Source organism: Reyranella sp. (genome assembly GCF_052439685.1).
GTDB lineage: Bacteria > Pseudomonadota > Alphaproteobacteria > Reyranellales > Reyranellaceae > Reyranella.
The window spans coordinates 92162-116541 of record NZ_JBQVQG010000010.1 but is presented as its reverse complement, the minus strand read 5'-3'; the positions used below and the strand labels follow the sequence as shown (position 1 = coordinate 116541).

Sequence of the window (24380 nt, the reverse complement as noted above, 5' to 3'; positions counted from 1 at the left end):
GTTCGGGCCCAGATGGAAAACCTCGACGCCCCGGCTGCCCCCTCGAACGTCCCGGAATTCTCGGTTTCCGAACTCTCCTTCGCCCTGAAGCGCGAGATCGAGAGTTCGTTCCCGAGGGTGCGCGTGCGCGGCGAGATCAGCCAGCCTTCCTTCCCGCGCTCGGGCCACTGCTACTTCCGTCTCAAGGACGAGAACGCCGTGATCGATGGAGTCTGCTGGAAGGGCTCGATCCCGCGGCTCGGCATCAAGATCGAAGAGGGGCTGGAGGTCATCGCCACCGGCAAGCTCACCACCTATGCCGGTTCCTCGCGCTACCAGATCATCGTCGACCGGCTCGAACTGGCGGGCGAAGGCGCGCTGCTCAAGCTGCTGGAGGACCGGCGCAAGAAGCTGCAGGCCGAGGGTCTGTTCGATGCCAGCGCCAAGCGCCCGCTGCCCTACCTGCCGCAGGTGGTGGGCGTCGTCACCTCGCCGTCGGGCGCCGTGATCCGTGACATCCTGCACCGCCTCAGCGACCGCTTTCCCTGCCACGTGCTGGTCTGGCCGGTGGCCGTGCAGGGCGAGAAGGCGGCGGGCGAGGTGGCCCGCGCCATCGCCGGCTTCAACGGATTGTCGGAAGACGGGCTCGTGCCGCGGCCCGATGTGCTGATCGTGGCCCGCGGCGGCGGCTCGCTGGAAGACCTGTGGGCGTTCAACGAGGAGATCGTGGTGCGGGCTGCCGCGACCTCCGCCATCCCGCTGATCTCCGCCGTCGGCCATGAGACCGACACGACCCTGATCGACTTCGCCTCCGACCGCCGCGCCCCGACGCCGACCGCCGCCGCCGAGATGGCCGTTCCGGTGCGAGCCGACCTGATGACCGAGACGCTGGACTATGCCAAGCGCCTGGTCGGCGGCATGACGCGCCTGCTGCGCGAACAGTCGATGGAACTGGCCGGCCTCGCCCGCGGCTTGGGCGATCCGCGGCGCCTGATCGAGGAGCGCCAGCAGCGGGTCGACGTGAGCGGCGAGCGGTTGTCACTCGCCGCGCGTCAGCTCGTCGAACGACGCGCGCATCAGCTCTCGGCCGCGCGCCTCGTAAGCCCGCAGGCGGTGATCGCCGCCAAGGAACAGGCGCTGGTCGCCGAGGGCCGTGCGTTGAACCGTGCGGTCGACCGTTTCAAGAGCGACGCGCTGCAGAAGTATGCCCGCGCCTTCGACCGGCTCGACCAGCTGGGCGACCGCCTGAAGCGCCACGGCAACGACCTCCTGTTGAACGGCCAGCGCCAGGTCGACCAGGCGGCCAAGTTGCTGGAGAGCTACTCCTTTCACTCGGTCCTGAATCGCGGCTTCGCCCTGGTCCGCGACCAGGAAGGCCAACCCGTCCTCGCCGCCGCCGACACAAGCGCCGGCCAGACGATCAGTATCGAATTCAGTGATGGCCGCGTCGGCGCGCGCGTGACGGATGGAGCGGGTGCGGCGAAGCCGGTTGCGGCTCCGCCCTCCTCACCGCGTCGTCGCGATGACGGCACTGGCAATCAAGGGTCGCTGCTCTGACGCACGAGCCTTGATGAGATGAAAATTGTCATCCCGAGCGTAGCGAGGGACCTTTAAGATCAAAGCAAAGATCCCTCGGCTTCGCCTCGGGATGACAATGATGGTGTTGCGAGGGGGAGAGCGCCAATGACCGCTGAACCGCTGTCGGCCGAGACGATCAAAAACTTCCTGTATGCAAGCACGGCGACCGTCTCGATGCAGATGCTGAAGCGCGGGTTTCGCAATGTCGCGGTGAACGGGGTGAAGCCGCTCAATCCGGCGGCGGCGCGGATCGTGGGGCCGGCCTATACGTTGCGCTACATCCCGAGCCGCGAGGACATCGACAAAGCGCCGAGTCCCAGCGATCCGCCGAATGCGCAGCGCACCGCGATCGAGGAATCGCCCGCGGGCTCGGTGCTGGTGATCGCCACCGAGGGCAACACGCGCTCAGGCACCTTGGGTGACATCCTGGCACTGCGTCTCAAGGTGCGCGGTCTCGCGGGCGTGCTGAGCGACGGGGCGATGCGCGATTCGCCGGTGATCGGCAAGTTCGACTTCCCTGTCTATTGCTCGGCCGCCGCGGCGCCGCCCAGCATGGCCAACCTGCGCCCCGTCGAGGTCCAGGTTCCGGTCGGGATCTGCGGCGTTCCGGTCTATCCCGGCGACGTCATCGTGGCCGACGAGGACGGCGCGATCGTCGTGCCCCGGCATCTCGCCGACGAGGTGGCGCGCGATTCCTTCGAGCAGGAGCGGCTGGAGAAGTTCGTCGCGATCCGGGTGGGACAGGGCCATCCGATCACCGGCACCTATCCGCCGAACGACGAGACGAAGAAACTCTATCAGGCGTGGATCAAGGCCGGTGAGCCTGCCGGCGGGTGAGGAGGTCAAACATGCGTGTTTCATCGATCGCCGTGCTGCTGATACTCGGCCTGGCCGCCTGCGAAAGCTCGAACGTGGCGATGGCGCCGCCGGGCCAGGATGTTGCCGGCAAGCAGTTCGCGCCGCCGCCACCCGGCATGGGGGCGCTCTATTTCTTCAATCCGTCGACGGCCAGCCCGGTGCTCAACGTTACCGCCAACGGCCAGGAGATCGGACGTCTCGGCACGCAGACCTGGATGCGCACGGAACTCGCTGCGGGTCCGTACACGCTGCGCTGCCGCGGCGGCGGTTCGGCGAATGCGATGAACATGGAGATCGCGCCCGGCAACATCCGCTACGTCGACGTGCAGATGCTGCCCGGGCAGTATGTCTGTGCGATCCGCGAGACCGATCCGGGCTCGGGTCAGGCGGGCGTGATGAGCGGCAGCCGCGCGGCGCAGTATTAGGCCGCCGCGGGAATGCGGGCGATGACCTTGATTTCGAAGTCGAACCCCGCGAGCCAGGTGACGCCGACGGCCGTCCAGTTCGGATAGGGCGCCTCGCCGATCTCCTCGCCGCGCACCTTCATCACGGTCTCGAACTGGGCCTCGGGATTGGTATGGAACGAGGTGACGTCCACCACGTCGTCGAAGGTGCAGCCTGCGGCCGCCAGAATCGCCCGCAGGTTGGCGAAGGCGCGCCGGACCTGATCCTCGAATACCGGTTCCGGCGATCCGTCGTCACGGCTGCCCACCTGGCCCGACACGAAGAGGAGATCGCCCGAGCGGATGGCGGGCGAATATTTGTGGGCATTGTAGAGCGCATGCCGGCCGTTTGCCGGGAAGACCGCGTCGCGTTTGGCCATGTCGCAAATCCTTCTGAAGCTAACCCGGAGGGTCGCCGTAGGGTTTGGTGATGAGCTCGAGCATGTGGCCGTCGGGATCCTCGAAATAGACGCCGCGCCCGCCGTAGAGATGGTTGATCTCCCCCCGGCCGCTCTTGTTGGGATGGGCGTAGTAGGGGATGCCTGCCTCGCGGATGCGGCCAAACGAGGCTTCGAATTCGGCATCGTCGACGAGGAAGGCGTAATGCGTCGTGCTGGGATGGGGCGTGCCGATGAAATCCAAGGTGACGCCGTTGGACATCTGCACCGGGCGGAACGGACCCCATTGCGGCCCCGCTTCGATGCCCAGGATGCCGGCCAGGAACTCGGCCGACGCATCCTTGTCCTTCACATGGACGATCAGGTGATTGAGGGCTGGCATGGAAGTCTCCTGCGGGCTGTCCTCAACGTAGGCAGGCCGCAGACGACTTCAACCGGTTACGCGCCGGTGAGCAGTGGGACGATCAGCCGCCGCCCTTCTCGCAGACGAAGGCCTTGAAGGTGATGATGTCGCTGGGGACGCCATTGGCCTTGCAGTAGGCTTCGAATTCTTCCGGCGTCACGGGCACCATCTTGATGGCATGCCGACGGCTGCGCCAGTCGGACATGCGGCTCATCTCCTTCATATGCCAGTCGGCATAGGAGCTCAGCGGATAGTGCTTCACGGTGCGCTGCAGCACCTCATGATCGGATGCGGTCACCTTGGCGAAGTACTGGATAGCCATGACAGTCTGCCTTCAGGAATGCGGACGCCGCATCTACTCTCCAACGGGGGTGGGCCGCAACCCAGAATGAATGAGGCTGGTGCCGCCGTTCAAGGCGCGGCGGCGTCGGGCAGCACGCGATTGCGCAGCGGCTGCCAGTGACTGCGCGGAATGACCTGCAGCGCCTCCAGGAACTGCCGCGCACAGCGTTCCCAGGTGAAGGTTTCCGCATGCCGGCGGCAATCCTCGGGATCGCGCGACACCGCGGCGAGGCAGGCCGTGCGAAGATCCTCGTCGAGCGCTCCAACTTTCGGATCGGTCACCACGTCGAGCGGTCCGGGCACGGGATATCCCGCGACCGGCGCGCCGGAGGCGAGCGCTTCGACCATCACGAGGCCGAACGTGTCGGTGACGCTCGGGAAGACGAAGCAGTCAGCCTGTGCATAGCGATACGAAAGCTCGTCGGGGGCGACCGAGCCGAAGAAGCGCGCGTTCGCATAGCGGCGCTGCAGCGGCTTCAGCTGCGGCCCGCCGCCCACCACCCACTTGGTGCCGGGCAGATCGAGGTCGAGGAAGGCCTTGATGTTCTTCTCGATGGCGACACGGCCGGCATAGAGCCAGATGGGGCGCGGATCGCCGGTGTCCTCGTGCGGCTGCGGCTTGAAGGCGGTGATGTCGACGCCGCGCGACCAGGGGACGAGGTTCCTGAAGCCGCGCGCGCCGAGTTCGTCGCGGATCGCCGGCGACACGACCAGCACGCCGGCAGAAGGCGCGTGGAAGCGGCGCACGAATGCGTAGCTCCACGACAGCGGCAGCAAGATGCGGGCACGGACATATTCCGGGAAGCGCGTGTGATAGGCGGTCGTGAAGGGGATGCCGCGCCGCCGGCAGAAGCCGCGCGCCGCCCAGCCGAGCGGTCCCTCGGTGACGAGATGGATGGCATCGGGCGCGAAAAGATTCAGCATGTGGCTGAGCCGCGAGGAGGGGAACAGCGACAGCCGGATTTCGGGATAGGTCGGGCAGGGCAGAGTACGGAACCGGTCGGGGCCGAATACCTCGACCTCGTGGCCTTCGGCGCGAAGGATGCGCGCGACCGTCTCGAGCGTGCGAACGACACCGTTGATCTGAGGCCGCCAGGCGTCGGAAACGATGGCAATGCGCAAGCGTCTACTCCGCGGCGAGCTGGACGTGGGACAGAGGCAGGCGCGACTCGCGGCGAGCCATCTCGTCCGCCCAATGGACGATGCGCAGGCGGCCGTCGAAATCCTCGACGAGCGCCGTGCAACTCTCGACCCAGTCGCCGTCGTTGCAGTAGAGCACGCCGTCGATCATGCGCATCTCGGCGTGATGGATGTGCCCGCACACGACGCCGTCGACGCCGCGGTGGCGGGCCTCGCTGGCCACTGCCCTCTCATAGTCGTTGATGAACTGCACGGCGTTCTTGACCCGGTGCTTCAGGAAGGCCGAGAGCGACCAGTAGGGCAGGCCGAGCTTGCGGCGTCCCCAGTTGAAGATCGTGTTGAGGCGCAGCGCCGCGGCATAGGCCCAGTCGCCGAGGATCGCGAGCCATCGGGCGTAGCGCACGATGCCGTCGAACTGGTCGCCGTGGATCACCAGCAGCTTGCGGCCGTCGGGCGTCTCGTGGATCGCCTCGTCCTGCACGCGCACGTCGCCGAAGGTGAGCTGGCAGTATTGCCGCGCCGCCTCGTCGTGGTTGCCCGGAATGTAGACCACGTTCGTGCCCTTGCGGGCCTTGCGCATGATCTTCTGCACGACGTCGTTGTGGCTCTGTGGCCAGTACCACCAGCGCTTGAGGCGCCAGCCATCGACGATGTCTCCCACCAGGTAGAGATGCTCGCTCTCGTTCTTCTTCAGGAAGTCGAGAAGCAGGTCGGCCTGGCAGCCGCGTGTGCCGAGATGGATGTCGGACAGGAAGATCGCCCTGTGCCGGGCCGGCTGGTGGCGTTCGTGGAGTGTCATGAGGAAGGCACGGTCATGTGGATAGTGTCGGCCGGCACAAAATCTGTTGTGCGAGATTGCACGGTACGCTTGGGATTGTGTAAGGCAGCCGTTGCGTGGAGGTGTATTGGTTGTGACTGTTCTATGACATTCGCCTCGACCATCGGTGCCGCACCATCGGTGCTCCTCATCTTCAATCCGACCGCCGGCCGCCGCCGCCGCGGACTGGTCGACGCGGTCGTGCGCCACGTGCGCGCGCACGGCTGGACGGTCGACGTCGTGGAGACGGCAGCGCCAGGAGACGCGCGCCGCCATGCCGAGCGGTGCGATGCCGGACGCTATGGCGTGATCGCGGTCGCGGGCGGCGACGGCACGATCAACGAGGTGGTGAACGGTCTCGCGGCCCGCGCGGCCACGGCGCCGCCGCTCGCTCTCGTGCCGCTGGGAACCGCCAACGTGCTGGCGCACGAGCTGGGACTGGGCTCGACCGCTTCGGCGCTCGCCCAGGCGATCACGGCCGGCCGCGAGGTGCTGATGCATCCGGGCCGGGCCAGCGGCGCCGACCGTCCTCGCTGCTTCTCGCTGATGGCTGGCGCGGGCTTCGATGCCAAGGTGGTGGCAGGCGTCAGTGCGCCGCTGAAACGCCGCTGGGGCAAGGGCGCCTATGTCTGGCGCTCACTGGTCGAGGCGAGGCGCTACCGTCCGGTGCGTTATGCCGTGGAGATCGACGGCGTCCGTCACGAGGCCGCATCGGTGATCGTGACGCACGCCCGTCACTATGCCGGCCCCTATGTCGTGGCGCCGCAAGCGTCGCTCGACGCCCCGCTGCTGCATGTCTGCCTGTTCGAGCGCTGGGGCTGGATGCACGCGCTGCGCTTCGGAGTGGCCCTCGTGCTGGGCGCGCTGCCGCGGACGCCCGGCTATCGTGTCGTCGTCGGCCGGGAGGTCAGGATATCGGTCCTCAACGATGCCGGCGAACGGCGGCGCCAGCCGGTCCAGATCGACGGCGACGACGCGCTGACCTTGCCCGTTTCGATCGGCCTTTCGACCGAAACGGTGCGGCTGTTGGCGCCGGGCTAGAGCGTCCTCACCGGACGGACTGCAGGCGGCGCACCGATTCCTGCGTCGGATGGCCGTCGGCCGGCAGCGCCTGCTGCTGCTGGAAGAGGCGCAGTGCCGAGCGGGTCTTGGGACCGAGCAGCCCGTCGGCCTCGTCCTTGTAGAGGCCGAGGCGCGCCAGGCGCATCTGCATGTCGATGACGGTGTTGCGCGAGATCGGCGCATCGTCGGCCGGAGCCTGCTGCTGCACCGGCGGGCCGCCTGCGATCTGGCGGGCCAGGATGCCGACCGACAGCGCGTAGAGCGTCGAGCGGTTCCAGTTCATCACCGCCTTGAAGTTCGGATAGATGATGAAGGCAGGTCCCCGGAAGCCGGCGGGCAGCAGGATCGAGGCGGCATCGTCGACCGCGGGCAGGGCGCCGCCGTTCATCTTCTTGACGCCCATCGCGGCCCAGGCCTTCACCGGTTTCTCGACCGTCGTGTCGGCCTGGTCGAGCGGGAAACCCTGGGGCAGCATCACTTCCTCGCTCGACGGGAGACCGGGCTTGAAGCCGACGCCGCGCAGGTAGTTGGAGGCCGAGGCGAAGGCGTCGGGCAGGCTGTTCCAGATGTCGATCTTGCCGTTGCCGTCGCGGTCCACCGCCCACCGGGTGAAGGTCGAGGGCATGAACTGCATGTTGCCCATGGCGCCGGCCCACGAGCCACGCATCTGGTCGCTGGTCATGTGGTTGGTGTTCAGGATGCGCAGCGCCTGGACGGTCTCGTTGCTGAAGAATTCCTTGCGCTTGGTCATGCAGGCGAGCGTCGCGACGGAGCGCACGACGCGGAAGTCGCCCATGTAGGTGCCGTAGTTCGTCTCGATGCCCCAGAAGGCCATGATGTATTGCGGCGGGATGCCGTACTCGGCCTGCAGCTGGTCGAGCAGAGCGCGATGCTGCGCCAGTTTCTGCTGACCCTTCTGGATGCGATCGAGCGAAACCGTACCGCCGACATACTTGGCGTAGGTCAGCGAGAATTCGGGCTGGCGGTTGTCGAGATCGACGACCTTCTGGTCGGGCGTCAGCCCCTGGAAGGCGCGGTCGATGACCGATGCCGGTACGCCCTGCTTCAGCGCATCGGCCTTGATGCCGGCCAGGCAGTCGCGGAAGCCGCCATCCTGGGCCTGTGCGGGCGCAGCCCCGAGGAAGGCGGGGCCGCAGAGAAGCGCCGTCGTTGCGGCGAGAATTCGTGCATTGGGCATGAAGGTCATGCCCGCCAGTTTATCACGAGCCGGCGACGGTCAGCCCTTCAATTCTGACGGTCGGGGCGTTGGTCGAACTCTTGAATTCGAGGTCGTTCGCGGCCGTCATGTTGAGGAACATGTCCTTCAGGTTGCCGGCGACGGTGATGCCGCTCACCGGCCAGGCGAGCTCGCCATTCTCGATCCAGAAGCCGGAGGCGCCGCGGCTATAGTCGCCGGTCACGCCGTTGACACCGAAGCCGATCATGTCGGTGATGTAGAGACCGCTCTTGATGTCGCCGATCAACTCCTTCACCGAAAGCTTGCCCTTCTCGAGATAGAAATTCGAGGTGGTGGGCGAGGGCGGGCCGGAGACGCCGCGCGAGGCGTGGCCGGTCGGCGCGAGGTTGAGCTGTCGCGCCGCCGCGAGGTCGAGCAGCCAGGTGGTCAGCACGCCGTCGTCGATCACCGCGCGGCGCGAGGTCGCGAGGCCTTCGGCATCGAACGGACGGCTGCCCAGTCCGCGCTTGCGCAACGGATTGTCGAGGATGCGGATGCCCTCGGCGAAGACGCGCTCGCCCATCTTGTCCTTGAGGAACGACGTGCCGCGCGCCACGGCGCGGCCGTTGATGGCGCCGGCGAGATGGCCGATCAGGCCGCCCGAGACGCGGCGGTCGTAGATCACCGGCACCCGCGCGCTCTGCGCCTTGCGCGGGTTGAGGCGGCGCACGACGAACTTGCCGGCATTGCGGCCGACCTTGGCGGCCGACATCAGGTCTTCGAGATGGACGGCACTGGCCCACTCATAGTCGCGCTCCATGCCGGTGCCTTCGCCGCCCAGCACCGAGCAGGACAGCGAGAAGCCGCTGCGGCTGTAGCCGCCGGAAAAGCCGTTGCTGGCCGCCAGCATGACGGAGGTGCGGCCCCAGCCGGCTTCGGCGCCCTCGGAATTGGTCACGCCCTTCACGGCGCGCGCGGCATCCTCGGCCTCGCTCGCCAGGGCCAGCAGCTTGCGGGCCGTCGGGCGGGTCCTGTCGTCGAGGTCGAGGTCCGGCCACGTCCGGGCCAGCAGCTCCTCGGGCGCGAGGCCGCAGATCGGGTCTTCGGGGACGGCGCGGGCCATGTCGACGGCGCGGCTCGCCAATTCCCGGAGCGAGGCGGGCGCGAAGTCGGTCGAGGAGACGAAGGCCTGGCGCTTGCCCACGAAGACGCGCAGGCCGAGGTCGCGGCCCTCGCTGCTCTCCAGCTTCTCGCGCTTGCCCAGCCGCTGCGCCACCGAGATCGACTCGCCGTTGACGTAGAGCGCGTCAGCCGCATCGGCGCCGAACTCTTTTGCCCATTTCAGCAGGTCGTTGAGCAGATTGGCGTCGGGTGCCCCCGCCGGCCGCGTCGTGCGAGCAATCTTCGTAGCGGCCTTGGCGGCAGGCTTGCGCGCCGGCAACCTGGCGACCTTCGGTGCCTGCCGCTTCACCGTCTTCGAGGCGACCTTCGTCGGCTTCTTCGGCGCAACCTTCTTCCTCGGCGCAACCTTCTTCGGCATTGCCTTCTTCACCACCTTCCGGGTGGCGGGCTTCGCCGACTTCTTCGCAGCCGGCTTCTTGGAAGCCGGCTTCTTCACAGTCGGCTTCTTCGGGGAGGATTTGGGGGCGGTCTTTTTCGCTTTGGCCATGAGGCCGTTCTACGCGCTAACGGCCCGTGTCGTCGAGATAGTAGGAGAAGAACAACACGCCCGTCGCGACGATACCGAGTGTCCAGAATGTGGCACGCACGAGGTCGGCGATCATGGCCTGCTCGGGCCACAGGCGGGCCACCGCATCGCCCACGAACTGGTGGCCAAGGATGCCGATCATCGTGCCCAGCGTGAGGGAAATCGCGGCGTTCCAGACGTGACGGGCGCCGCGCATGAAGGGGCCTTCGGCCCGCCGGCGTGTCGCAACAGGATCGGGAAGAGCCACTTCTTCAGTCCATGACCAGTGCGGGCGCGCGGGAGGGTTCCCGCGCGCCGGATGCTAACGCCCTCCCGGGAGGGGCGGTACCGCGATTTGAGCGCGGCCGCGCGGTTGGCGGCGCAGGTCACGGCCTTGAGCGAGGCCGCCACGATGTTCGAATCCATGCCGACGCCCCACAGGACCTTGCCGCTCGGCGTCTCGGCCTCGATGAAGCTGACCGCTTGGGCATCGGAACCGGCGCCCGTCGCGTGCTGGTGATAGTCGCGGACCCGGATCTGGATGCCGCAATTCTTGCCCAGCGCATCGACATAGCCCGCGATCGGGCCGTTGCCGCGGCCCGAGATGGTGGCCGATTTGCCGTTGAAGGTCACCTTGGCATCGAGAAGCCGCACGTCGGGATGGTCGGAGTCTGGCACCGTCGTATGGCTGTCGAACTCCACCGGCGAGGCGTTCTCGAGATACTCCTTGCGGAACGTGTCCCAGATCAACGCTGGCTGGATTTCCTTGCCGGTCTCGTTGGCGATCTGCTGGATCACCTTGGAGAATTCGACCTGCAGCAGCCGCGGCATGTCGATGCCGTAGTCGCTCTTCAGGATGTAGGCGATGCCGCCTTTGCCCGACTGGCTGTTGATGCGGATGATCGCCTCGTAGCTGCGGCCGAGATCGGCCGGGTCGATCGGCAGATAGGGCACTTCCCAGACCTTGCTGTTCGAAGAGTCGAGCGACTTGAAGCCCTTGTTGATCGCGTCCTGGTGCGAGCCCGAGAAGGCGGTGAAGACGAGGTCGCCGCCATAGGGATGACGCGGATGGACGGGCAGCTGGTTGCAGTATTCGACCGTCTGCCGGATCTCGTTGATGTTCGAGAAGTCGATCTCGGGATCGACGCCCTGCGTGAACATGTTGAGGCCGAGCGTCACCAGGTCGACGTTGCCGGTGCGCTCGCCGTTGCCGAACAGGCAGCCCTCGATGCGGTCGGCGCCGGCCATGTAGCCGAGCTCGGCCGCTGCCACGCCGGTGCCGCGGTCGTTGTGCGGATGCAGGCTGAGGATCATCGAGTCGCGGTACTTGAAGTTGCGATGGCACCATTCGATCTGGTCGGCATAGACGTTGGCCGACGACATCTCGACGGTGGCCGGCAGGTTGATGATCATCTTCTTCTGCGGCGTCGGCTTGTAGACGTCGCCGACGGCGGCGCAGATGTCGCGCGCGAATTCGAGCTCGGTGCCGGTGAAGCTTTCGGGCGAATACTCGAACACCCATTCAGTCTTCGGGTCGGCGTCGGCCATCTGCTTGACCAGCTTGGCGCCCGAGACGGCGATGTCGATGATGCCGGCATAGTCGAGACCGAACACAACCCGTCGCTGCAGGGTCGAGGTCGAGTTGTAGAGATGGACGATGACGCGCCTGGCGCCGCGGCAGGCCTCGAAGGTGCGCTCGATCAACTCGGGACGGCTCTGCGTCAGCACCTGGATGGTGACGTCGTCGGGGATCATCTTCTTCTCGATGAGTTCGCGCACGAACTCGAAGTCGGTCTCGGAGGCGGCCGGGAAGCCGATCTCGATCTCCTTGAAGCCCATGTCGCAGAGCAGCTTGAACATCCGCGTCTTGCGGTCGGAGTCCATCGGCTCGATCAGCGCCTGGTTGCCGTCACGCAGATCGACCGCGCACCAGATCGGCGGCTTGGTGATCACGGCGTTCGGCCACTTGCGATCGGGGAGGGGCACGGGCTTGAAGGGCACGTACTTCTCGGCCGCGATCGGCATCATGGGCTTCTGGGGATTGGTGTCGTGAGGGTTTTGGGATGACATGACGTAGCTCCTCGCGCCGCGCACGGCCGTATGGCTCAAACGAACACTGCGATGGATGGAATTGAGGCGGCGACTGGTTGGGTAAAACAGAGACGAACGACAAGCGATCCGCAGGGCCCTTCCGGTTTTCCCGGTCGGGCGGCGGATCAGCCAATAAGTCGTAGCGTCGTCAGTCGCAGCATGATGGCGGCGACAATCGTCGATTTGCCCGCGCCCGTCAACCCGCCTTCGCCTGAGTGCGAGAAGCTGGCCTCAGCGGATCACCGCAGGGGAACGTCGATCCCGATGCTGAGATTTCCGCCGCGCGGATAGGCAGGGCCATAGACCGGCGCGTAGGCGACCGGCGGGGCATAGACCGGAGCAGGGTAAACGACCACGGGACGAGGCGCGTAATAAACCGGGCGCGGCGGCGGCACGACGATGACTTCACGGTCGTAGTGGTGGTGATGATGATGGTGCTTGTGGTGCCCCCGGCCCTTCTTCCAATCGCCGGCCATCGCGACGGAGGCGGTGAGCATGACGGCGCTCGCCATCGCAAGCGAACCGGCCAGACGCAGGACGTCGATGTTCATTTTTGCGCTCTCCTTTGCTGCAGGATGAAACGCCCTGCGCGAACCGGATGTTGCCTGTGAATTCGCCCTGGGATGGTGACCAACTTGTGGTAAGCGGGAAGCAAGAATCGGAGGAATCATCAGATGGCAGGTCCGTTGGACGGCGTTCGCATTCTCGACTGCACGACCGTCGTGCTGGGTCCGTGGGCGGCGCAGCAATTGGGCGATCTCGGGGCGGACGTGATCAAGATCGAGCCGCCCGAAGGCGACACGACTCGTCAGCTGGGGCCCGCCCGCAACCCCGGCATGTCCGCCTTCTATCTCGGCTGCAATCGTTCCAAGCGCTCGATCGTGCTCGACCTCAAGCAGGACGCCGGCCGGGCCGCGCTGTTCAAGCTCGCCGAGACCGCCGACGTCATCATGCACAACTACCGGCCCGAGCCGGCCAAGCGACTGGGCGTCGAGTACGAGAAGTTCGAGAAGATCAATCCGCGCATCGTCTACCTTGCGACCTATGGTTACCGCTCTGCCGGCCCGATGGGCGCCAAGGCCGCGTACGACGACATCATCCAGGCGGGCTCCGGTCTCGCGGCGCTGCAGACCGTGGTCGCGGGGCAGCCGCGCTTCCTGCCGACCATCGTGGCCGACAAGACGAGTTCGAACGGCGTTGTCTCCGCCCTGCTGGCCGCCCTGTTCGCGCGCGAGCGCACGGGCAAGGGCCAGTCGGTCGAAGTGCCGATGTACGAGACTCTCGTCTCGTTCGTGATGGTCGAGCATCTCTACGGCGAGACCTTCGAGCCGGCGCTCGACACGGCGGGCTACAAGCGCGTGCTCAACAAGGAGCGCCGTCCCTATCCGTCGAAGGACGGCTACTTTGCCCTGCTGCCCTACACCGACAATCACTGGCGGGAGTTCTGCACCCTGGTCGGCCGCGAGGACCTCGCGCAGGACGAGCGTTTCCAGGGCATGGCCAACCGTCTCAAGAACGTCGAGCAATACTATTCGACGTTGGCCGGCCTGTGCGCCGAGCGCACCAATGCCGAATGGGTCGAGTTGCTGAAGAACTCCAACGTGCCGCACGGGCCGGTGAACACGCTCGACGACCTGTTCGTCGATCCGCAGCTTGAGGCGACCGGCTTCTGGAAGCATGTCGATCATCCGACCGAGGGCAAGCTGCGCATGGCTGACATCCCGCCGCGCTTCAGCAAGACCAGGCCGGAGATCACCCGGCTGCAGCCGCGGCTGGGCGAGCACAGTATCGAGGTCCTGCAGGAGGCCGGGTTTACGCAGGGCGAGATCGACGCCATGCTCAAGTCGGGCGCGACCAGGACGGCCTAGAAGGGCCGCCTCGACGAGGAGTCGCCGCCCATCGGGGGAGGCGACCATGATTCTGCGGACAACGCGGCGCGACCTGCTGCGCTATGGCTCACTCTCGGCGTTGGCGGCGTCACTGCCAGCGCCGGTCCTTGCGCAGGCCTGGCCGGCCAGGCCGATCAAGATCATCTGCACCTATCCGGCGGGCGGACTCACCGACATCTTCGCCCGCGCCTATGGCGAGTACGTCGCCGAGAAGACCGGCCAGCCCGTGATCGTCGAGAACAAGGCGGGCGCGGCCGGCGCGATCGGCGCGGAGATCGTCAGGCAGGCGCCGCCGGACGGCTACACGCTGATGTTCACCAACTCGACGACCATGGTGCAGAACAAGGCGCTGTTCAAAAAGCTGCCTTACGACCCCGACAAGGACTTCGCGCTGGTCGCCTGGTTCAACACCGGACACCTGCCGACGATGGTGAACAAGGACGTTCCGGTGAGGAACATCCCGGAATTCGCCGCCTGGGCGAAGGGCCGGAAGGTCTCGCTCGCCACCTACGGCATCGGCTCCTTCGCCCATATCGTCACCGAAACGCTGAACCGCCATTACGGCCTCGAGATCGAGGGCGTTCACTATCGCGGCGAATCGGCGATGTGGCAGGACGTGGCGTCGGGCGCGGTGCAGGGCGCTACCGGCAGCTACGCCTCCGGTGCGGCGGTCCTGCAGGCGGGCAGCGTCAAGCCGATCGCGGTGCCGACGATGGTGCGCATGAAGAAGCTGCCCGACATCGCGACTTTCTACGAGCAGGGGCTGACGGAGAAAGCGTTCCAAATTCGCGGCTGGGTCGGCTGCGCCGCACCGGCCGGCACGCCACCGGAGGTAGTGCAGAGACTCTCAACGCTCATGGTCGAGGCCGGCAGGACCGAGCGCGTCCAGAAGATCAACGACACCTTCGCGATCGACGAGGGCGCGCGCGACGCCGCGTATTTCCGCCGGGTGCTCGACGAAGAGGGGCCGGTCTCGATCGAGGTCATCAGGAGCCTGGGGATCGAACCCCAGTAGGCTGACCGCACTGCGGCGTGGCCTTTACGCAATGCGAAATCGCGGCCATGCTTCTCCCAGGCGCATCCAGACGGCCCCGACCGTCAAAAAAAATCGCGCCGTAGGGAGGCAATCGATGATCGTGCGTGCGTCGCGACGTGATGTGCTGCGTTATGGCTCGGCCGCGGCAGTTGCTGCTGCTCTGCCGGCTCCGGCGATTTCCCAGGGAGCCTGGCCCAACAAACCCATCCGCATCATCTGCGGTTATCCCGCGGGCGGTCTCACCGACACCTTCGCCCGCGCCTATGGCGAGTACATCACCCAGAAAACCGGCCAGCCGGTGTCCGTGGAGAACAAGACCGGCGCCAGCGGCGCGATCGCGGCCGAGCAGGTGAAGTCTGCTGCGCCCGACGGCTACACGCTGATGTGGACGATCTCGACCACGATGATCATGAACAAGGTGCTGTTCAAGAAGCTGCCCTACGATCCGGACAAGGATTTCGTCCTGATCTCGTGGATGGATGCAGGCCATCTGCCGCTGATCGTGAATGCCAAGCTGCCGGTGAAGACTCTGGCCGAACTCGCCGACTATGCACGCGCCAACAAGACCAGTCTCGGCACCTACGGTGCCGGTTCCTACAGCCATGTCGCCGTCGAGGCGCTCAACCGCCACTACAAGCTCGGCATGGAGGCCGTGCATTACCGCGGCGAGGCGCCGATGTGGCAGGACGTGGCTTCCGGCGCGGTACAGGGCGGCAGCGGCAGCGTCGCCGCTGCCTCGGGCGTGCTGCAGTCGGGCAACGGCCGGCCCATCGCGGTGCCGACCAGAAAGCGGATGGCCAAGCTACCCGACGTGCCGACCTTCCTGGAGCAGGGGGTGACCGACAAGGCCTTCCAGGTCCAGGGCTGGATCGGTCTGGTCGGTCCCGCCGGCATGCCGAAGGAGATCGTCCAGAAGCTCTCGGACCTGATGGTCGAGGGCGGCAAGAGCGAGCGTATCCAGAAAATCCTCGCCACCTTCGGCATCGACAATGCAGCGCGTGATCACGTCTTCTTCGAGAAGATCGTGGCCGAGGAGGGGCCGGTCTGGATCGAACTGGTGAAGGGGCTGAACCTCGAGCCGCAGTAGCGGGCGAAGCGGCCGAATCCGGCCCGGTGCTTGTCCGAGCGCCGGAGTCGGGTGATCTGGTGACGCAAACTCCATGCCGAAAATAGAGGCGTCCGCCGGCTATTCGCGATTGCACTTCTGCTCGTTCTGATTGTACCTGTAGAGAGGGTGCGAGCCGCTACCGCAGTCAGAAATCGAACCGAAGGGACCGGCGCGTTCATGGCCCTAGACGTCTATGTAGGGCCGCTCACGCGCTATTACGCGGGGGCCTGGGAAAGTGCAGCCGAAACCGCAGCGCGCAAACGTGGGGCGCCGCGTCCGGCCGGGTCCGGGGAAGCGACAGGCGCCGCTCGAAGCCAGGACCAGATTCGTCCGAAGGTGCTCGCCTGGCGCGCAGTGCTGGCCAAGGCATTGGGCGATCGGGTCGACGCTCCCCTCGACTGGGGAGAGACCGAAACGGCGCCGTGGTTCACCCATCGGCCGGGTTGGGATGGATTCGGGTCGCTGGTCCTCTGGGCCGCCTATGCGGAGAATCCGAGCTTGCGGATGCCTACGGTGCTGCCGGAAGACTGGGATGACGACGTCGCGCTCGCCCGATCCACCTCTGATGGTTTCCGCTCGCGTTTCTCGCATCTCGTGCGGAACGTCGAGCTGTGGCTGCCGGTCGCCTTCGAGATCACGTTCGAGGGCGAGGATGTCGACGGTCGGCGCGTGGTGATGGGGTCGGTGACGACGCTGCGTCGTCAGTTGGCGGATTTGAATGCTGCAATCTGGAAGGCTTCGGCCGCCGATATCGCAACCTGGGGCCGGATGCCGCCCGAGCAGCGGACTGTGCAAGGGTGCGCGCGCTACGCCTTCGCGCTCCTCGCCGACCTGGCCAAGCGGGCGGACGCCGAACGTCTGCCGATGAAGCTCGACTACTGACGAAAACGCCCGCGGTGTGAACCGCGGGCGCCTCGTGGACAGGCCTTGTCGTTGAGTCTCAGGATGCGCTGGGGGCCGGCGGCGTCTCTGTTGCCGGGCGGTTGCGACGGTCCGCCATGAACTGGTCGAACTCGGCGCGGTCCTTGGCGGCGCGCAGCTTGTCGAGGAAGTCGCGGAACTCGCGCTGCTCCTGATCGAGGCGGTTGATCGTCTCCTCGCGATACTCGTCGAAGGCGACATTGCCGCTGCTGCTGCTGCGGCCCCAGCCGGAGCGCCGCTTCCAGCCGCGGAATTCCTCACGGCACGAGCGGCCGTCGGGCATGTTCCAGTGACCGTAGCGCTTCGAGCAAAACATGCGTCCACTCCCTTTGAGATAGATGAGCAGGGCCAGGCCAACCGGCCAGAACAGGATGAAGCTCAGCACCGTCAGGGCGATCCACGCCGGCTTGCCGAGGTCGTCTATTTTTTCGATCAGGCCCATATGGGAGCCCCCTTTGCTGATGTTAACGATGTGAATGTTAACGACATTTACATTGGGCATCGCGAGCCCGGGAGTCAATGGGTCGGCGAAAAACTTTCAGCGCGACGTGGGAAAGCCCAGTCCCTGCAGATAGATGAGGACCTCCGATTCCAGCAGCTCCTCGGCCGTCATGGGCAGCGGACGGCGTCCTGAATCGCCGCGCCCGAACAGCGAGGCGATCCCGTGCGCCATCGACCAGATGTGCAGGCCCATCATCAGTGCGGGCGGGCGCCCGGCGGCCGGGAGCAGGATGACGAGCTGTTCGGCGGCGGCGCGCAGCACGGCAAAGGCGCGTTCCGAGGCGGTTCGCAGTTCGGGGTTGGTATCGGGCGAGATGCCGGATTCGAACATGGCCGCATAGTAGGCAGGCTCGGACCGCGCGAAGGTGAGATAGGCCCTGCCGATATTGTGGAAGGCCGTGACAGGGTCGGGCTTCCCGTTGGCCCAGCCGGTCGAAAGCATTGCCGCGAAGCGCTCGAAACCTTCACGCGCCACGTCGGCCATCAGCGCGTCGCGGTCGCGAAAGTGGCGGTACGGGGCGGCCGGGCTCACACCGGCGGAGCGCGCGGCGTCGGCGAAGGTGAAGCCTGCCGGCCCCTTTTCCTTGATGAGTTCGCGAGCGGCCTTGATCAGCGCCTCGCGCAGACTGCCGTGGTGATACTTCCGCTCCTCACGGTCGTTGCGCTTCCAGCTCATGTTAAGCCAGTTTACATTAAAGCCCCTGCCTGCAACAGCCGCAGGATATGCGGAGATGGGCCGTGTTGTGGTCGGCCGGATGTTTCTACGCTCTGCCTGCGCGAAGAGGAGAGCGGGGGGCTTTCATGCACCATGGCGACGTGTCACCGGAGATTGCGGCGGGCCTGCTGGCCCTGAAGAAGCGAATCGACGCCGCGAAGATTCCACCCTCGAAGCTCGACGAGACGATCAATGTCGCGGTCTGGAACATCCGTGAATTCGGCAAGAAGCGGCGCACCGTGGCGGCGCTGCATTACATCGCCGAGATCCTCGGCCAGTTCGACCTGATCGCGCTGGTCGAGCTGCGCGACAATCTCGAGGATTTCGGCAGGGTCTGCCAGTTCCTGGGGCCGAGCTGGGATCTCGTCTATTCCGACTGGATGTCCGATGCCGGCGGCAACCGCGAGCGCACGGGCTTCCTCTACGATCGCCGTGCTGTCGTGTTCAACGGGCTGGCGGCCGAGGTCGATGCGCCGCGCGCCAAAAAGGCCACCGAGTATCTCGCCGCGCAGTCCTTCTGGCGCGCGCCCTACATGTGTTCGTTCCGCGCCGGCAATTTCGACTTCATCGCCATCGCCACCCATGCGCGCTGGGGCGACAGCCTCGAAGGCCGCGAAGCCGAGCTCGGCATGCTGGCCGACTGGATCGACGCGCGGCAGAAGGACAAGTCGGTCGAGGATCACGACCTGATCGTGATGGGCGACTTCAACACACCGAGCCTCGACGACAAGACCTTCAAGGCGCTGACGCGGCGCGGCCTGCAGGTACCCGACTCGCTGCTCGAGCTCACGGCGGGTGACGTGGCGGTGAAGGGTTCCAATCTCGGCAAGACGATGCGCTACGACCAGATCCTGCACCTGCCGACGGCCAAGAAGCGCTTCACCAACTTCGGCGGCACGCTCGACTTCCACGTCTCCGACGCGTCGATCAAGCAGCTCTTTCCGCGGCAGGCCATGACGCGCACCCAGTTCACCTACCAGCTCTCCGACCACTTCCCGGTCTGGGTACAGATCAAGACCGACATCGACGGCGAGCGCCTGACGCAGATCGTGCAGAACGCGAAGAAGGATTGACGCTCAACGCGACACTTCGCCGACCAGGATGTCTTCCGTCACCTTGCCGGCAAGTTCTTCTTCCGGCTCGATCAGGCGCTTCTTCTTCCAGTCGCCCTTGGCGTAGAGGCAGAGCGTGATCAGCGCGGTGACGATGTTGGAGACCGGCAGCGCCCACCAGATTCCCTGCTCGTGCAGGTCCGTATGCTTGGAGAGCACGTACGCCAGGGGAAACTGCACGACCCATTGCGACACCAGGGTCAGCACCATCGTCAGCACCATGTTTCCCGAGGCGCGAAACACGCCGGTCAGCGCGAATTGCAGGCCGAGGAAGCCCCAGGCCAGTGACATGATGCGCAGGAAGCCCGCACCGGCCGCGATCACCGCGGGATCGGTCGGGACGAAGAAGGCGACGAACTGTGGCGCGAACAGGAAGACCAGAAGGCCGAACGCGGAGAGGCTGCCAAATCCCAGCAGCCCGCCCAGCCGTCCGATCTGCGCCGCGCGCTCGATGTTGCCGGCACCGATGTTCTGTCCGACCAGCGTCGAGATCGCCATCGACAGACCCATCGCGGGTACCATCACGACCTGCAGGATGTTCGAGCCAACGCCGTAGGCGGCCAGCGTCAGCGTGCCGAAGCTCGCGATCAGGAACGTCATCACCATCAGGCCGAGCGCCCGCGCCGAGAGTTCGACGGAGGCGGGAAGGCCGAGGAAGAACGCGCGCTTCACGTAGCCGAAATCGGGGATGAAATCGCGCCGCCGCACATGGATGCCGTGCAGGCCGATGCGCAGGATGGCGATGCCGATGATGGCCGCGATCGCCTGCGTGACCAGCGTGGCGATGGCCGCGCCCATCACCCCATAGCCGGGCACGGGACCCCAGCCGAAGATCAGCAGCGGGTCGAGCACGAAGTTCAGGAACACCGTGCCCAGCACGATGTAGACCGGCAGGGTTGGCCGGCCGATGCCGCGCATGATCGCCTGGAAGACGAAGAAGGTGAAATTGAAGACGATGCCCACGAACGACACGCGCATGAAGCCCAGCGCACCGGGATAGACGTCGGGCGCCACGCCCATCAGCCGCAGCAGGGCCGGCGAACAGAAATAGCCGATCGTGCCCAGCACGATCGACGCCAGGATCACCATGAGCAGCGTCTGGCCCGCGACGTGCGCTACCATCGTGTCGTTCCGCGCGCCGACATACTGCGCGATCAGTGTCGAGCCGGCGAGCGACAGGCCCGAGCCGATGGCGAAGGTCAGGAACAGGACGGGAAAGCTGATCGACACCGCCGCCACCGCCGCCCCGCCCAGCCGCCCGACCCAGAAGGCATCGATGATCTGGTAGGCCGACTGCAGCACGTTCGCCGTCACGATCGGCACGGCGAGCGTCAGCAGCGAGCGGAGGATCGGACCTTCGAGGAGTTTGTTGGGGGCGGGCGGCACGCAGGTCCCTTGAGGGTGCAATGAGACTTTTCTGCGGGTCTCAACGCACCGAGGGTCACGCGGCTCCTGTCACAAGGAGTGCGGCGGCCTGCGCTGATTACTTGGTCTTCGCGAAGATCGCCGAATAGACCGACGCCTGCTTGGGCGCCTTCAGCACTTCGTCGATCAATGGGCGGAAGGTCTCGATCGGGAGGTTCGGGTAGTTCCTGTCGAAGGCCGGGCTGTCGTACTTCTCGCAGAACTCGACCGTGTCGTTGAAGTACGGGCTGTCCCTGTACTGGTCGCGCGCATTCCGATCGAGGCCGAGCTTGCCCCAGAAGTAGTATCCTTGGAACACGCCGTGCTGCTGCAGGATGAAGTGGTTTCGGTCGTCGATGAAGGGCCGCAGGATCTCCGCGATCACCTCGGCATGATTGTAAGGGGCGAGCGTGTCGCCGATATCGTGGAACAGCGCACAGACGACATACTCCGCGCTGCGCTTGTCGTTGTAGGCGCGCGTCGCCGCCTGCAGGCAATGGTCGTAGCGGTCGATCGGAAAGCCACCGAAATCGCCCTTCAGCAGGCTGAGATGCGCGATCAGGTGATCGCCGACCTTGCTGGCGATCTCGGCCTGGCCCTTGGCGATGGCCTTGAGGTCATCGACCGTCGCGTTCTCGAGATTGTTGAAATCTTCCATCCCATCACCTTGTTGTTCAGGCTCAGCGCCAGATTTTCCTGCCCGATCCGGGCAGCCCCAGACTCGTCCACATCGCGTCGACCTTCTCGACCACCGCGTCGTCCATACGGATCTGCCGGCCCCATTCGCGATTGCTCTCGCCGGGGAATTTGTCGGTGGCGTCGAGGCCGATCTTCGAGCCGAGGCCCGACACGGGGCTGGCGAAGTCGAGATAGTCGATGGGCGTGTTCTCGATCACCGTGATGTCGCGCGCCGGGTCCATGCGGGTCGACAGCGCCCACATCACGTCCTTCCAGTTGCGCGCGTCGATGTCGGCATCCACCACGATCACCCACTTGGTGTACATGAACTGCCGCAGATAACTCCACACGCCCATCATCACGCGCTTGGCGTGGCCGGCATACGCCTTCTTCATCGACACGACGGCGATGCGATAGGAGCAGCCCTCGGGCGGCAGCCAGAAGTCGACGATCTCGGGGAACTGCTGCTGGAAGAGGGGAATGAAGACCTCGTTCAGCGCCTCGCCCAGCACGCTGGGTTCGTCGGGCGGCCGGCCGGTGAAGGTCGACAGGTAGATCGGCTTGCGCCGCATGGTGATGGCGCTGATCGTGAAGACCGGGAACGGCTCGACGCTGTTGTAGTAGCCGGTATGGTCGCCGTAGGGGCCTTCGTCGCCGTAGTCGTCGAGGCTGACATGGCCCTCGAGCACGATCTCGGCCTCGGCCGGCACCTTGAGCGGTACGGTCTTGCACGCGACCAGCTCGACCTTCTTGCCGCGCAGCAGTCCCGCGAACTGATATTCCGACAGCGTGTCGGGCACCGGCGTCACCGCGGCCAGGATGGTGCCGGGATCGGCGCCGATCACCACGGCGGCCGGCAGCGGCTCGCGCTTGCCGGACTTCTGCCAGCGCTGGTGATGCTGCGCGCCGCCGCGATGCTTCAGCCAGCGCATCAAGGTCGTGTTCCGGCCCGTCACCTGCAGGCGATAGATACCGAGGTTGAAACTGTCCTGCTTGTCGCCTTTCGGGTTCGGCCCCTGCGTCACCACCAGCGGCCAAGTGATGAGCGGCGCCGGTTCGCCCGGCCAGCAGGTCTGGATCGGCAGCTTCGAGAGGTCGATGTCGTCGCCGGTGAGGACGATCTCCTGGCAGGGTGCCGAATTCACGGTCTTCGGCTTCATCGCCATGACGGTGCGCACCATCGGCAGCATTTCCAGCGCCTCGCGCCAGCCGCCCGGCGGCTCGGGCTGGCGCAGCAAGGCCAGCGTCTCGCCAACGGCGCGCAACTGGCCGGGCTCGCGGTCCATGCCCCAGGCGACCCTTTCGACCGTGCCGAACAGATTGACCAGCACGGGGATGTCGGAACGCGTGCCGTCGGGCCGCACGACGTTCTCGAACAGCACCGCCGGGCCCTTTTCGGCCAGCAGGCGGGTCTGGATCTCGGTCATTTCCAGGTGCGGCGAAACCGGCGCGGTGACGCGGACGAGCCGGCCACTCTTCTCCAGCCGGTCGATGAAGTCGCGAAGCGAGGCGTAAGGCATGCTAGGCACGTCGTTTAGAGGGGCGGACCGATGAGATCAAACGGCATTCCCGTGGAGTTCGAGGACCTGCTGAGCCGTGCCGGCCGGCGCGTGCTGGCGGGCACCCATCCTTTGTGCGGGGCCCTGGCCAATCCGCGGACGCGGTTTCTGGCGGCGGAGGACCTGCTCGACCGTGCCAGGGCCGCGCGTGTGCGGCGGACGCTCGAAGCCGAGCTGCAGGACGTGCTGGAACCCATCGAGCGGCCGATTCCGCCCGACTCGATCTTCGATATGAAGCAGGACTATGCCGAGCTGCTGCCCAAGAGCAGCCGGGCGCGGACCATCTATTTCGAGAGCCGCCGCGAGCCCGGCGTGAAGGCCGCCGAGCGGATCGGTCTTGCGCGCATGATGCGGTCCGAGAGTTTCCACGCCTTCGCCGAGGCGTTGGCGGGGCGCACGCTCAAGTCGGGCTGGGGCCTGCAGGTGCTGCGCTACGGCCCGGGGGATTATGCCGGGCCGCACAACGACCACCATCCGGAGAACGAGAAGGCGAAGGGCGGATACATCGACCTGCATCTCAGCCTGTGCACCCCCGGCGTCGAGCACCAGTGGCTGGTCTATAGCCGCGCCGGCCATTTCAGCGAGATCGTCTCGGTGGCCAGCCCCTCGACCGTGACCGCCTATCGCCTGCCGTTCTGGCACTACACGACGCCGCTGGTCGGCACCCCGAAGGCCGGACGCTGGGTCCTGCTGGGGACGTTCTTGTATCGGTGATTCGGGCACGCTTGACGGCAGTGCGTACGACGTACGCTTTCAAAATAGAATTCGTCGTCTCGACCGAAGCGCCGAAGGCGCGCAGCGGAGAGACGACGGAGTGAGTTAATCGCGATCCGGGGCGCCCAGCGGGAAGAGCGGCCGGAACGGGCGCGCCTCCTCGACGCAGCGGGCGAACGACGGTCTTGCCAGCAGGCGCGTGCGGTAGGCGCGCAGTACCGGATAGGATTCGGGGATCCGGTGCACCCAGTCGGCGTAGAAGAGCGACGGCGCGGCAGCGCAGTCGGCCATCGTGAAGTCGCTGCCGGTCGCCCAGGTGCGGCCGGCCAGTTCGGAATCGAGCCAGGCGTAGGCGCGTTCAAGCTTCTCGATGGCTGCGTCGTGGCCGTCCTTGCGCTTGGTCGGATCGCCGGTGAGCGCGCCGTCGACCGCGAGCTGCATCATGTTCATCACATGCAGGTCGAAGAAGCGGTCGAGGAAGCGCACGTCGAGCGCCGCCATCGGGTCGGCGGGGATCAGGCGCAGCGCGCCCGGATGCGCGAGCTGCAGATACTCGATGATGATGCTGGTCTCGACGACGGCGCGGTCGCCGTCGACCAACACGGGGAACTTGCGCAGCGGCCAGCGCTTCAGCCACTCGCCGACATGCTCGGGTGTTTCCTGCCCCAGCGCGCGGAACTCGAACGGCGTGGCGTTCTCGTAGAGCGCCATCAACACCTTCTGGGTGTAGGACGAAAAGAGGTGGCCGTAGATCGCAAGCGACATTGC

25 protein-coding genes and 1 pseudogene are annotated in these 24380 nt (G+C 66.0%); 10 read left to right on the top strand and 16 right to left on the bottom strand.

Translation table 11 applies throughout. The features are described 5' to 3' along the window. The first annotated feature begins 12 nt into the window (after positions 1 to 12). The 3 genes from xseA (at position 13) to ACT6UX_RS15180 (ending at position 2840) form a co-directional block, all read left to right on the top strand. Positions 13 to 1536, top strand: coding sequence for an exodeoxyribonuclease VII large subunit (xseA, locus tag ACT6UX_RS15190; protein ID WP_444775995.1), 1524 nt, complete (start codon positions 13 to 15; stop codon positions 1534 to 1536). Between the two features lie 126 nt (positions 1537 to 1662). Beyond that, the gene (locus ACT6UX_RS15185) at positions 1663 to 2394 is read left to right on the top strand and encodes a ribonuclease activity regulator RraA (protein ID WP_444775994.1); all 732 of its coding nucleotides are present in this window, start codon (positions 1663 to 1665) and stop codon (positions 2392 to 2394) included. A gap of 11 nt (positions 2395 to 2405) precedes the next feature. Then, positions 2406 to 2840: a hypothetical protein gene (locus tag ACT6UX_RS15180; RefSeq protein ID WP_444775993.1), complete on the top strand. Its 435-nt coding sequence runs from the start codon at positions 2406 to 2408 to the stop codon at positions 2838 to 2840. On the opposite strand, the gene ACT6UX_RS15175 is transcribed toward ACT6UX_RS15180, so the two are convergent. The 5 genes from ACT6UX_RS15175 to ACT6UX_RS15155 form a co-directional block, all read right to left on the bottom strand. Then, positions 2837 to 3238, bottom strand: coding sequence for a RidA family protein (locus ACT6UX_RS15175; RefSeq protein WP_444775992.1), 402 nt, complete (start codon positions 3236 to 3238; stop codon positions 2837 to 2839). The two genes, ACT6UX_RS15180 and ACT6UX_RS15175, sit on opposite strands and share 4 nt — an antisense overlap. A 19-nt stretch (positions 3239 to 3257) precedes the next feature. Beyond that, positions 3258 to 3638, bottom strand: coding sequence for a VOC family protein (locus ACT6UX_RS15170; protein WP_444775991.1), 381 nt, complete (start codon positions 3636 to 3638; stop codon positions 3258 to 3260). An 82-nt stretch (positions 3639 to 3720) separates the two neighbouring features. Then, positions 3721 to 3981 (bottom strand): hypothetical protein, encoded by a 261-nt coding sequence (locus tag ACT6UX_RS15165; RefSeq protein WP_444775990.1) that lies wholly within the window; start codon positions 3979 to 3981, stop codon positions 3721 to 3723. An 89-nt stretch (positions 3982 to 4070) separates the two neighbouring features. Continuing rightward, entirely contained in the window at positions 4071 to 5123 is a 1053-nt protein-coding gene (locus ACT6UX_RS15160; protein WP_444775989.1) for a glycosyltransferase family 4 protein, read from the bottom strand. A gap of 4 nt (positions 5124 to 5127) precedes the next feature. Beyond that, on the bottom strand, positions 5128 to 5940 hold the full coding sequence (locus tag ACT6UX_RS15155) for a UDP-2,3-diacylglucosamine diphosphatase (RefSeq protein WP_444775988.1): 813 nt from the start codon (positions 5938 to 5940) through the stop codon (positions 5128 to 5130). A 123-nt stretch (positions 5941 to 6063) separates the two neighbouring features. Here ACT6UX_RS15155 and ACT6UX_RS15150 point away from each other — a divergent pair, with 123 nt between their 5' ends. Next, positions 6064 to 6999: a diacylglycerol/lipid kinase family protein gene (locus ACT6UX_RS15150; RefSeq protein ID WP_444775987.1), complete on the top strand. Its 936-nt coding sequence runs from the start codon at positions 6064 to 6066 to the stop codon at positions 6997 to 6999. Positions 7000 to 7006: 7 nt separating this feature from the next. On the opposite strand, the gene ACT6UX_RS15145 is transcribed toward ACT6UX_RS15150, so the two are convergent. The 5 genes and pseudogenes from ACT6UX_RS15145 to ACT6UX_RS15125 all read right to left on the bottom strand — a co-directional run bounded on the left by ACT6UX_RS15145 (position 7007) and on the right by ACT6UX_RS15125 (position 12526). Beyond that, entirely contained in the window at positions 7007 to 8227 is a 1221-nt protein-coding gene (locus tag ACT6UX_RS15145) for a lytic murein transglycosylase (protein ID WP_444775986.1), read from the bottom strand. Positions 8228 to 8240: 13 nt separating this feature from the next. Continuing rightward, positions 8241 to 9866, bottom strand: coding sequence for a TldD/PmbA family protein (locus ACT6UX_RS15140; protein WP_444775985.1), 1626 nt, complete (start codon positions 9864 to 9866; stop codon positions 8241 to 8243). A 16-nt stretch (positions 9867 to 9882) separates the two neighbouring features. Beyond that, positions 9883 to 10101: a hypothetical protein gene (locus ACT6UX_RS15135; RefSeq protein ID WP_444775984.1), complete on the bottom strand. Its 219-nt coding sequence runs from the start codon at positions 10099 to 10101 to the stop codon at positions 9883 to 9885. Between the two features lie 143 nt (positions 10102 to 10244). Continuing rightward, positions 10245 to 11954: pseudogene (gene leuA, locus ACT6UX_RS15130) on the bottom strand (2-isopropylmalate synthase); the annotation flags it as partial. 260 nt (positions 11955 to 12214) lie between these two features. Next, on the bottom strand, positions 12215 to 12526 hold the full coding sequence (locus ACT6UX_RS15125; protein ID WP_444775983.1) for a hypothetical protein: 312 nt from the start codon (positions 12524 to 12526) through the stop codon (positions 12215 to 12217). Between the two features lie 123 nt (positions 12527 to 12649). On the opposite strand from ACT6UX_RS15125, the gene ACT6UX_RS15120 reads away from it, so the two are divergent. The 4 genes from ACT6UX_RS15120 (at position 12650) to ACT6UX_RS15105 (ending at position 16890) form a co-directional block, all read left to right on the top strand. Then, entirely contained in the window at positions 12650 to 13843 is a 1194-nt protein-coding gene (locus ACT6UX_RS15120) for a CaiB/BaiF CoA transferase family protein (protein WP_444775982.1), read from the top strand. A gap of 46 nt (positions 13844 to 13889) precedes the next feature. Next, a complete protein-coding gene (locus ACT6UX_RS15115; protein WP_444775981.1) occupies positions 13890 to 14879 on the top strand; it encodes a Bug family tripartite tricarboxylate transporter substrate binding protein in 990 nt (329 codons plus the stop codon). A 115-nt stretch (positions 14880 to 14994) separates the two neighbouring features. Further along, positions 14995 to 15987, top strand: a complete 993-nt coding sequence (locus tag ACT6UX_RS15110; protein ID WP_444775980.1) for a Bug family tripartite tricarboxylate transporter substrate binding protein — start codon at positions 14995 to 14997, stop codon at positions 15985 to 15987. A gap of 198 nt (positions 15988 to 16185) precedes the next feature. Further along, complete coding sequence (locus ACT6UX_RS15105; protein WP_444775979.1) at positions 16186 to 16890, top strand: hypothetical protein; 705 nt, start codon at positions 16186 to 16188, stop codon at positions 16888 to 16890. A 58-nt stretch (positions 16891 to 16948) separates the two neighbouring features. Here ACT6UX_RS15105 and ACT6UX_RS15100 read toward each other — a convergent pair whose 3' ends face one another. Then, positions 16949 to 17371, bottom strand: a complete 423-nt coding sequence (locus ACT6UX_RS15100) for a DUF2852 domain-containing protein (protein WP_444775978.1) — start codon at positions 17369 to 17371, stop codon at positions 16949 to 16951. 96 nt (positions 17372 to 17467) lie between these two features. After that, positions 17468 to 18106: a TetR/AcrR family transcriptional regulator gene (locus tag ACT6UX_RS15095; protein WP_444775977.1), complete on the bottom strand. Its 639-nt coding sequence runs from the start codon at positions 18104 to 18106 to the stop codon at positions 17468 to 17470. 125 nt (positions 18107 to 18231) lie between these two features. Here ACT6UX_RS15095 and ACT6UX_RS15090 point away from each other — a divergent pair, with 125 nt between their 5' ends. Next, positions 18232 to 19218, top strand: coding sequence for an endonuclease/exonuclease/phosphatase family protein (locus tag ACT6UX_RS15090; protein WP_444775976.1), 987 nt, complete (start codon positions 18232 to 18234; stop codon positions 19216 to 19218). A gap of 3 nt (positions 19219 to 19221) precedes the next feature. On the opposite strand, the gene ACT6UX_RS15085 is transcribed toward ACT6UX_RS15090, so the two are convergent. The 3 genes from ACT6UX_RS15085 to ACT6UX_RS15075 form a co-directional block, all read right to left on the bottom strand. Next, positions 19222 to 20643 carry an MATE family efflux transporter gene (locus tag ACT6UX_RS15085; protein ID WP_444775975.1) on the bottom strand — a complete coding sequence of 474 codons (1422 nt, stop codon included), beginning with the start codon at positions 20641 to 20643 and terminating at the stop codon, positions 19222 to 19224. A 97-nt stretch (positions 20644 to 20740) separates the two neighbouring features. After that, positions 20741 to 21319 (bottom strand): HD domain-containing protein, encoded by a 579-nt coding sequence (locus ACT6UX_RS15080; RefSeq protein ID WP_444775974.1) that lies wholly within the window; start codon positions 21317 to 21319, stop codon positions 20741 to 20743. 22 nt (positions 21320 to 21341) lie between these two features. Further along, positions 21342 to 22859, bottom strand: a complete 1518-nt coding sequence (locus tag ACT6UX_RS15075; protein WP_444775973.1) for a UbiD family decarboxylase — start codon at positions 22857 to 22859, stop codon at positions 21342 to 21344. 30 nt (positions 22860 to 22889) lie between these two features. On the opposite strand from ACT6UX_RS15075, the gene ACT6UX_RS15070 reads away from it, so the two are divergent. Beyond that, positions 22890 to 23612, top strand: a complete 723-nt coding sequence (locus ACT6UX_RS15070; protein WP_444775972.1) for a hypothetical protein — start codon at positions 22890 to 22892, stop codon at positions 23610 to 23612. A 105-nt stretch (positions 23613 to 23717) separates the two neighbouring features. Here the strand turns inward: ACT6UX_RS15070 and ACT6UX_RS15065 are convergent, their stop codons facing one another. Beyond that, the gene (locus ACT6UX_RS15065; RefSeq protein WP_444775971.1) at positions 23718 to 24377 is read right to left on the bottom strand and encodes a glutathione S-transferase family protein; all 660 of its coding nucleotides are present in this window, start codon (positions 24375 to 24377) and stop codon (positions 23718 to 23720) included. Positions 24378 to 24380: the final 3 nt, after the last annotated feature.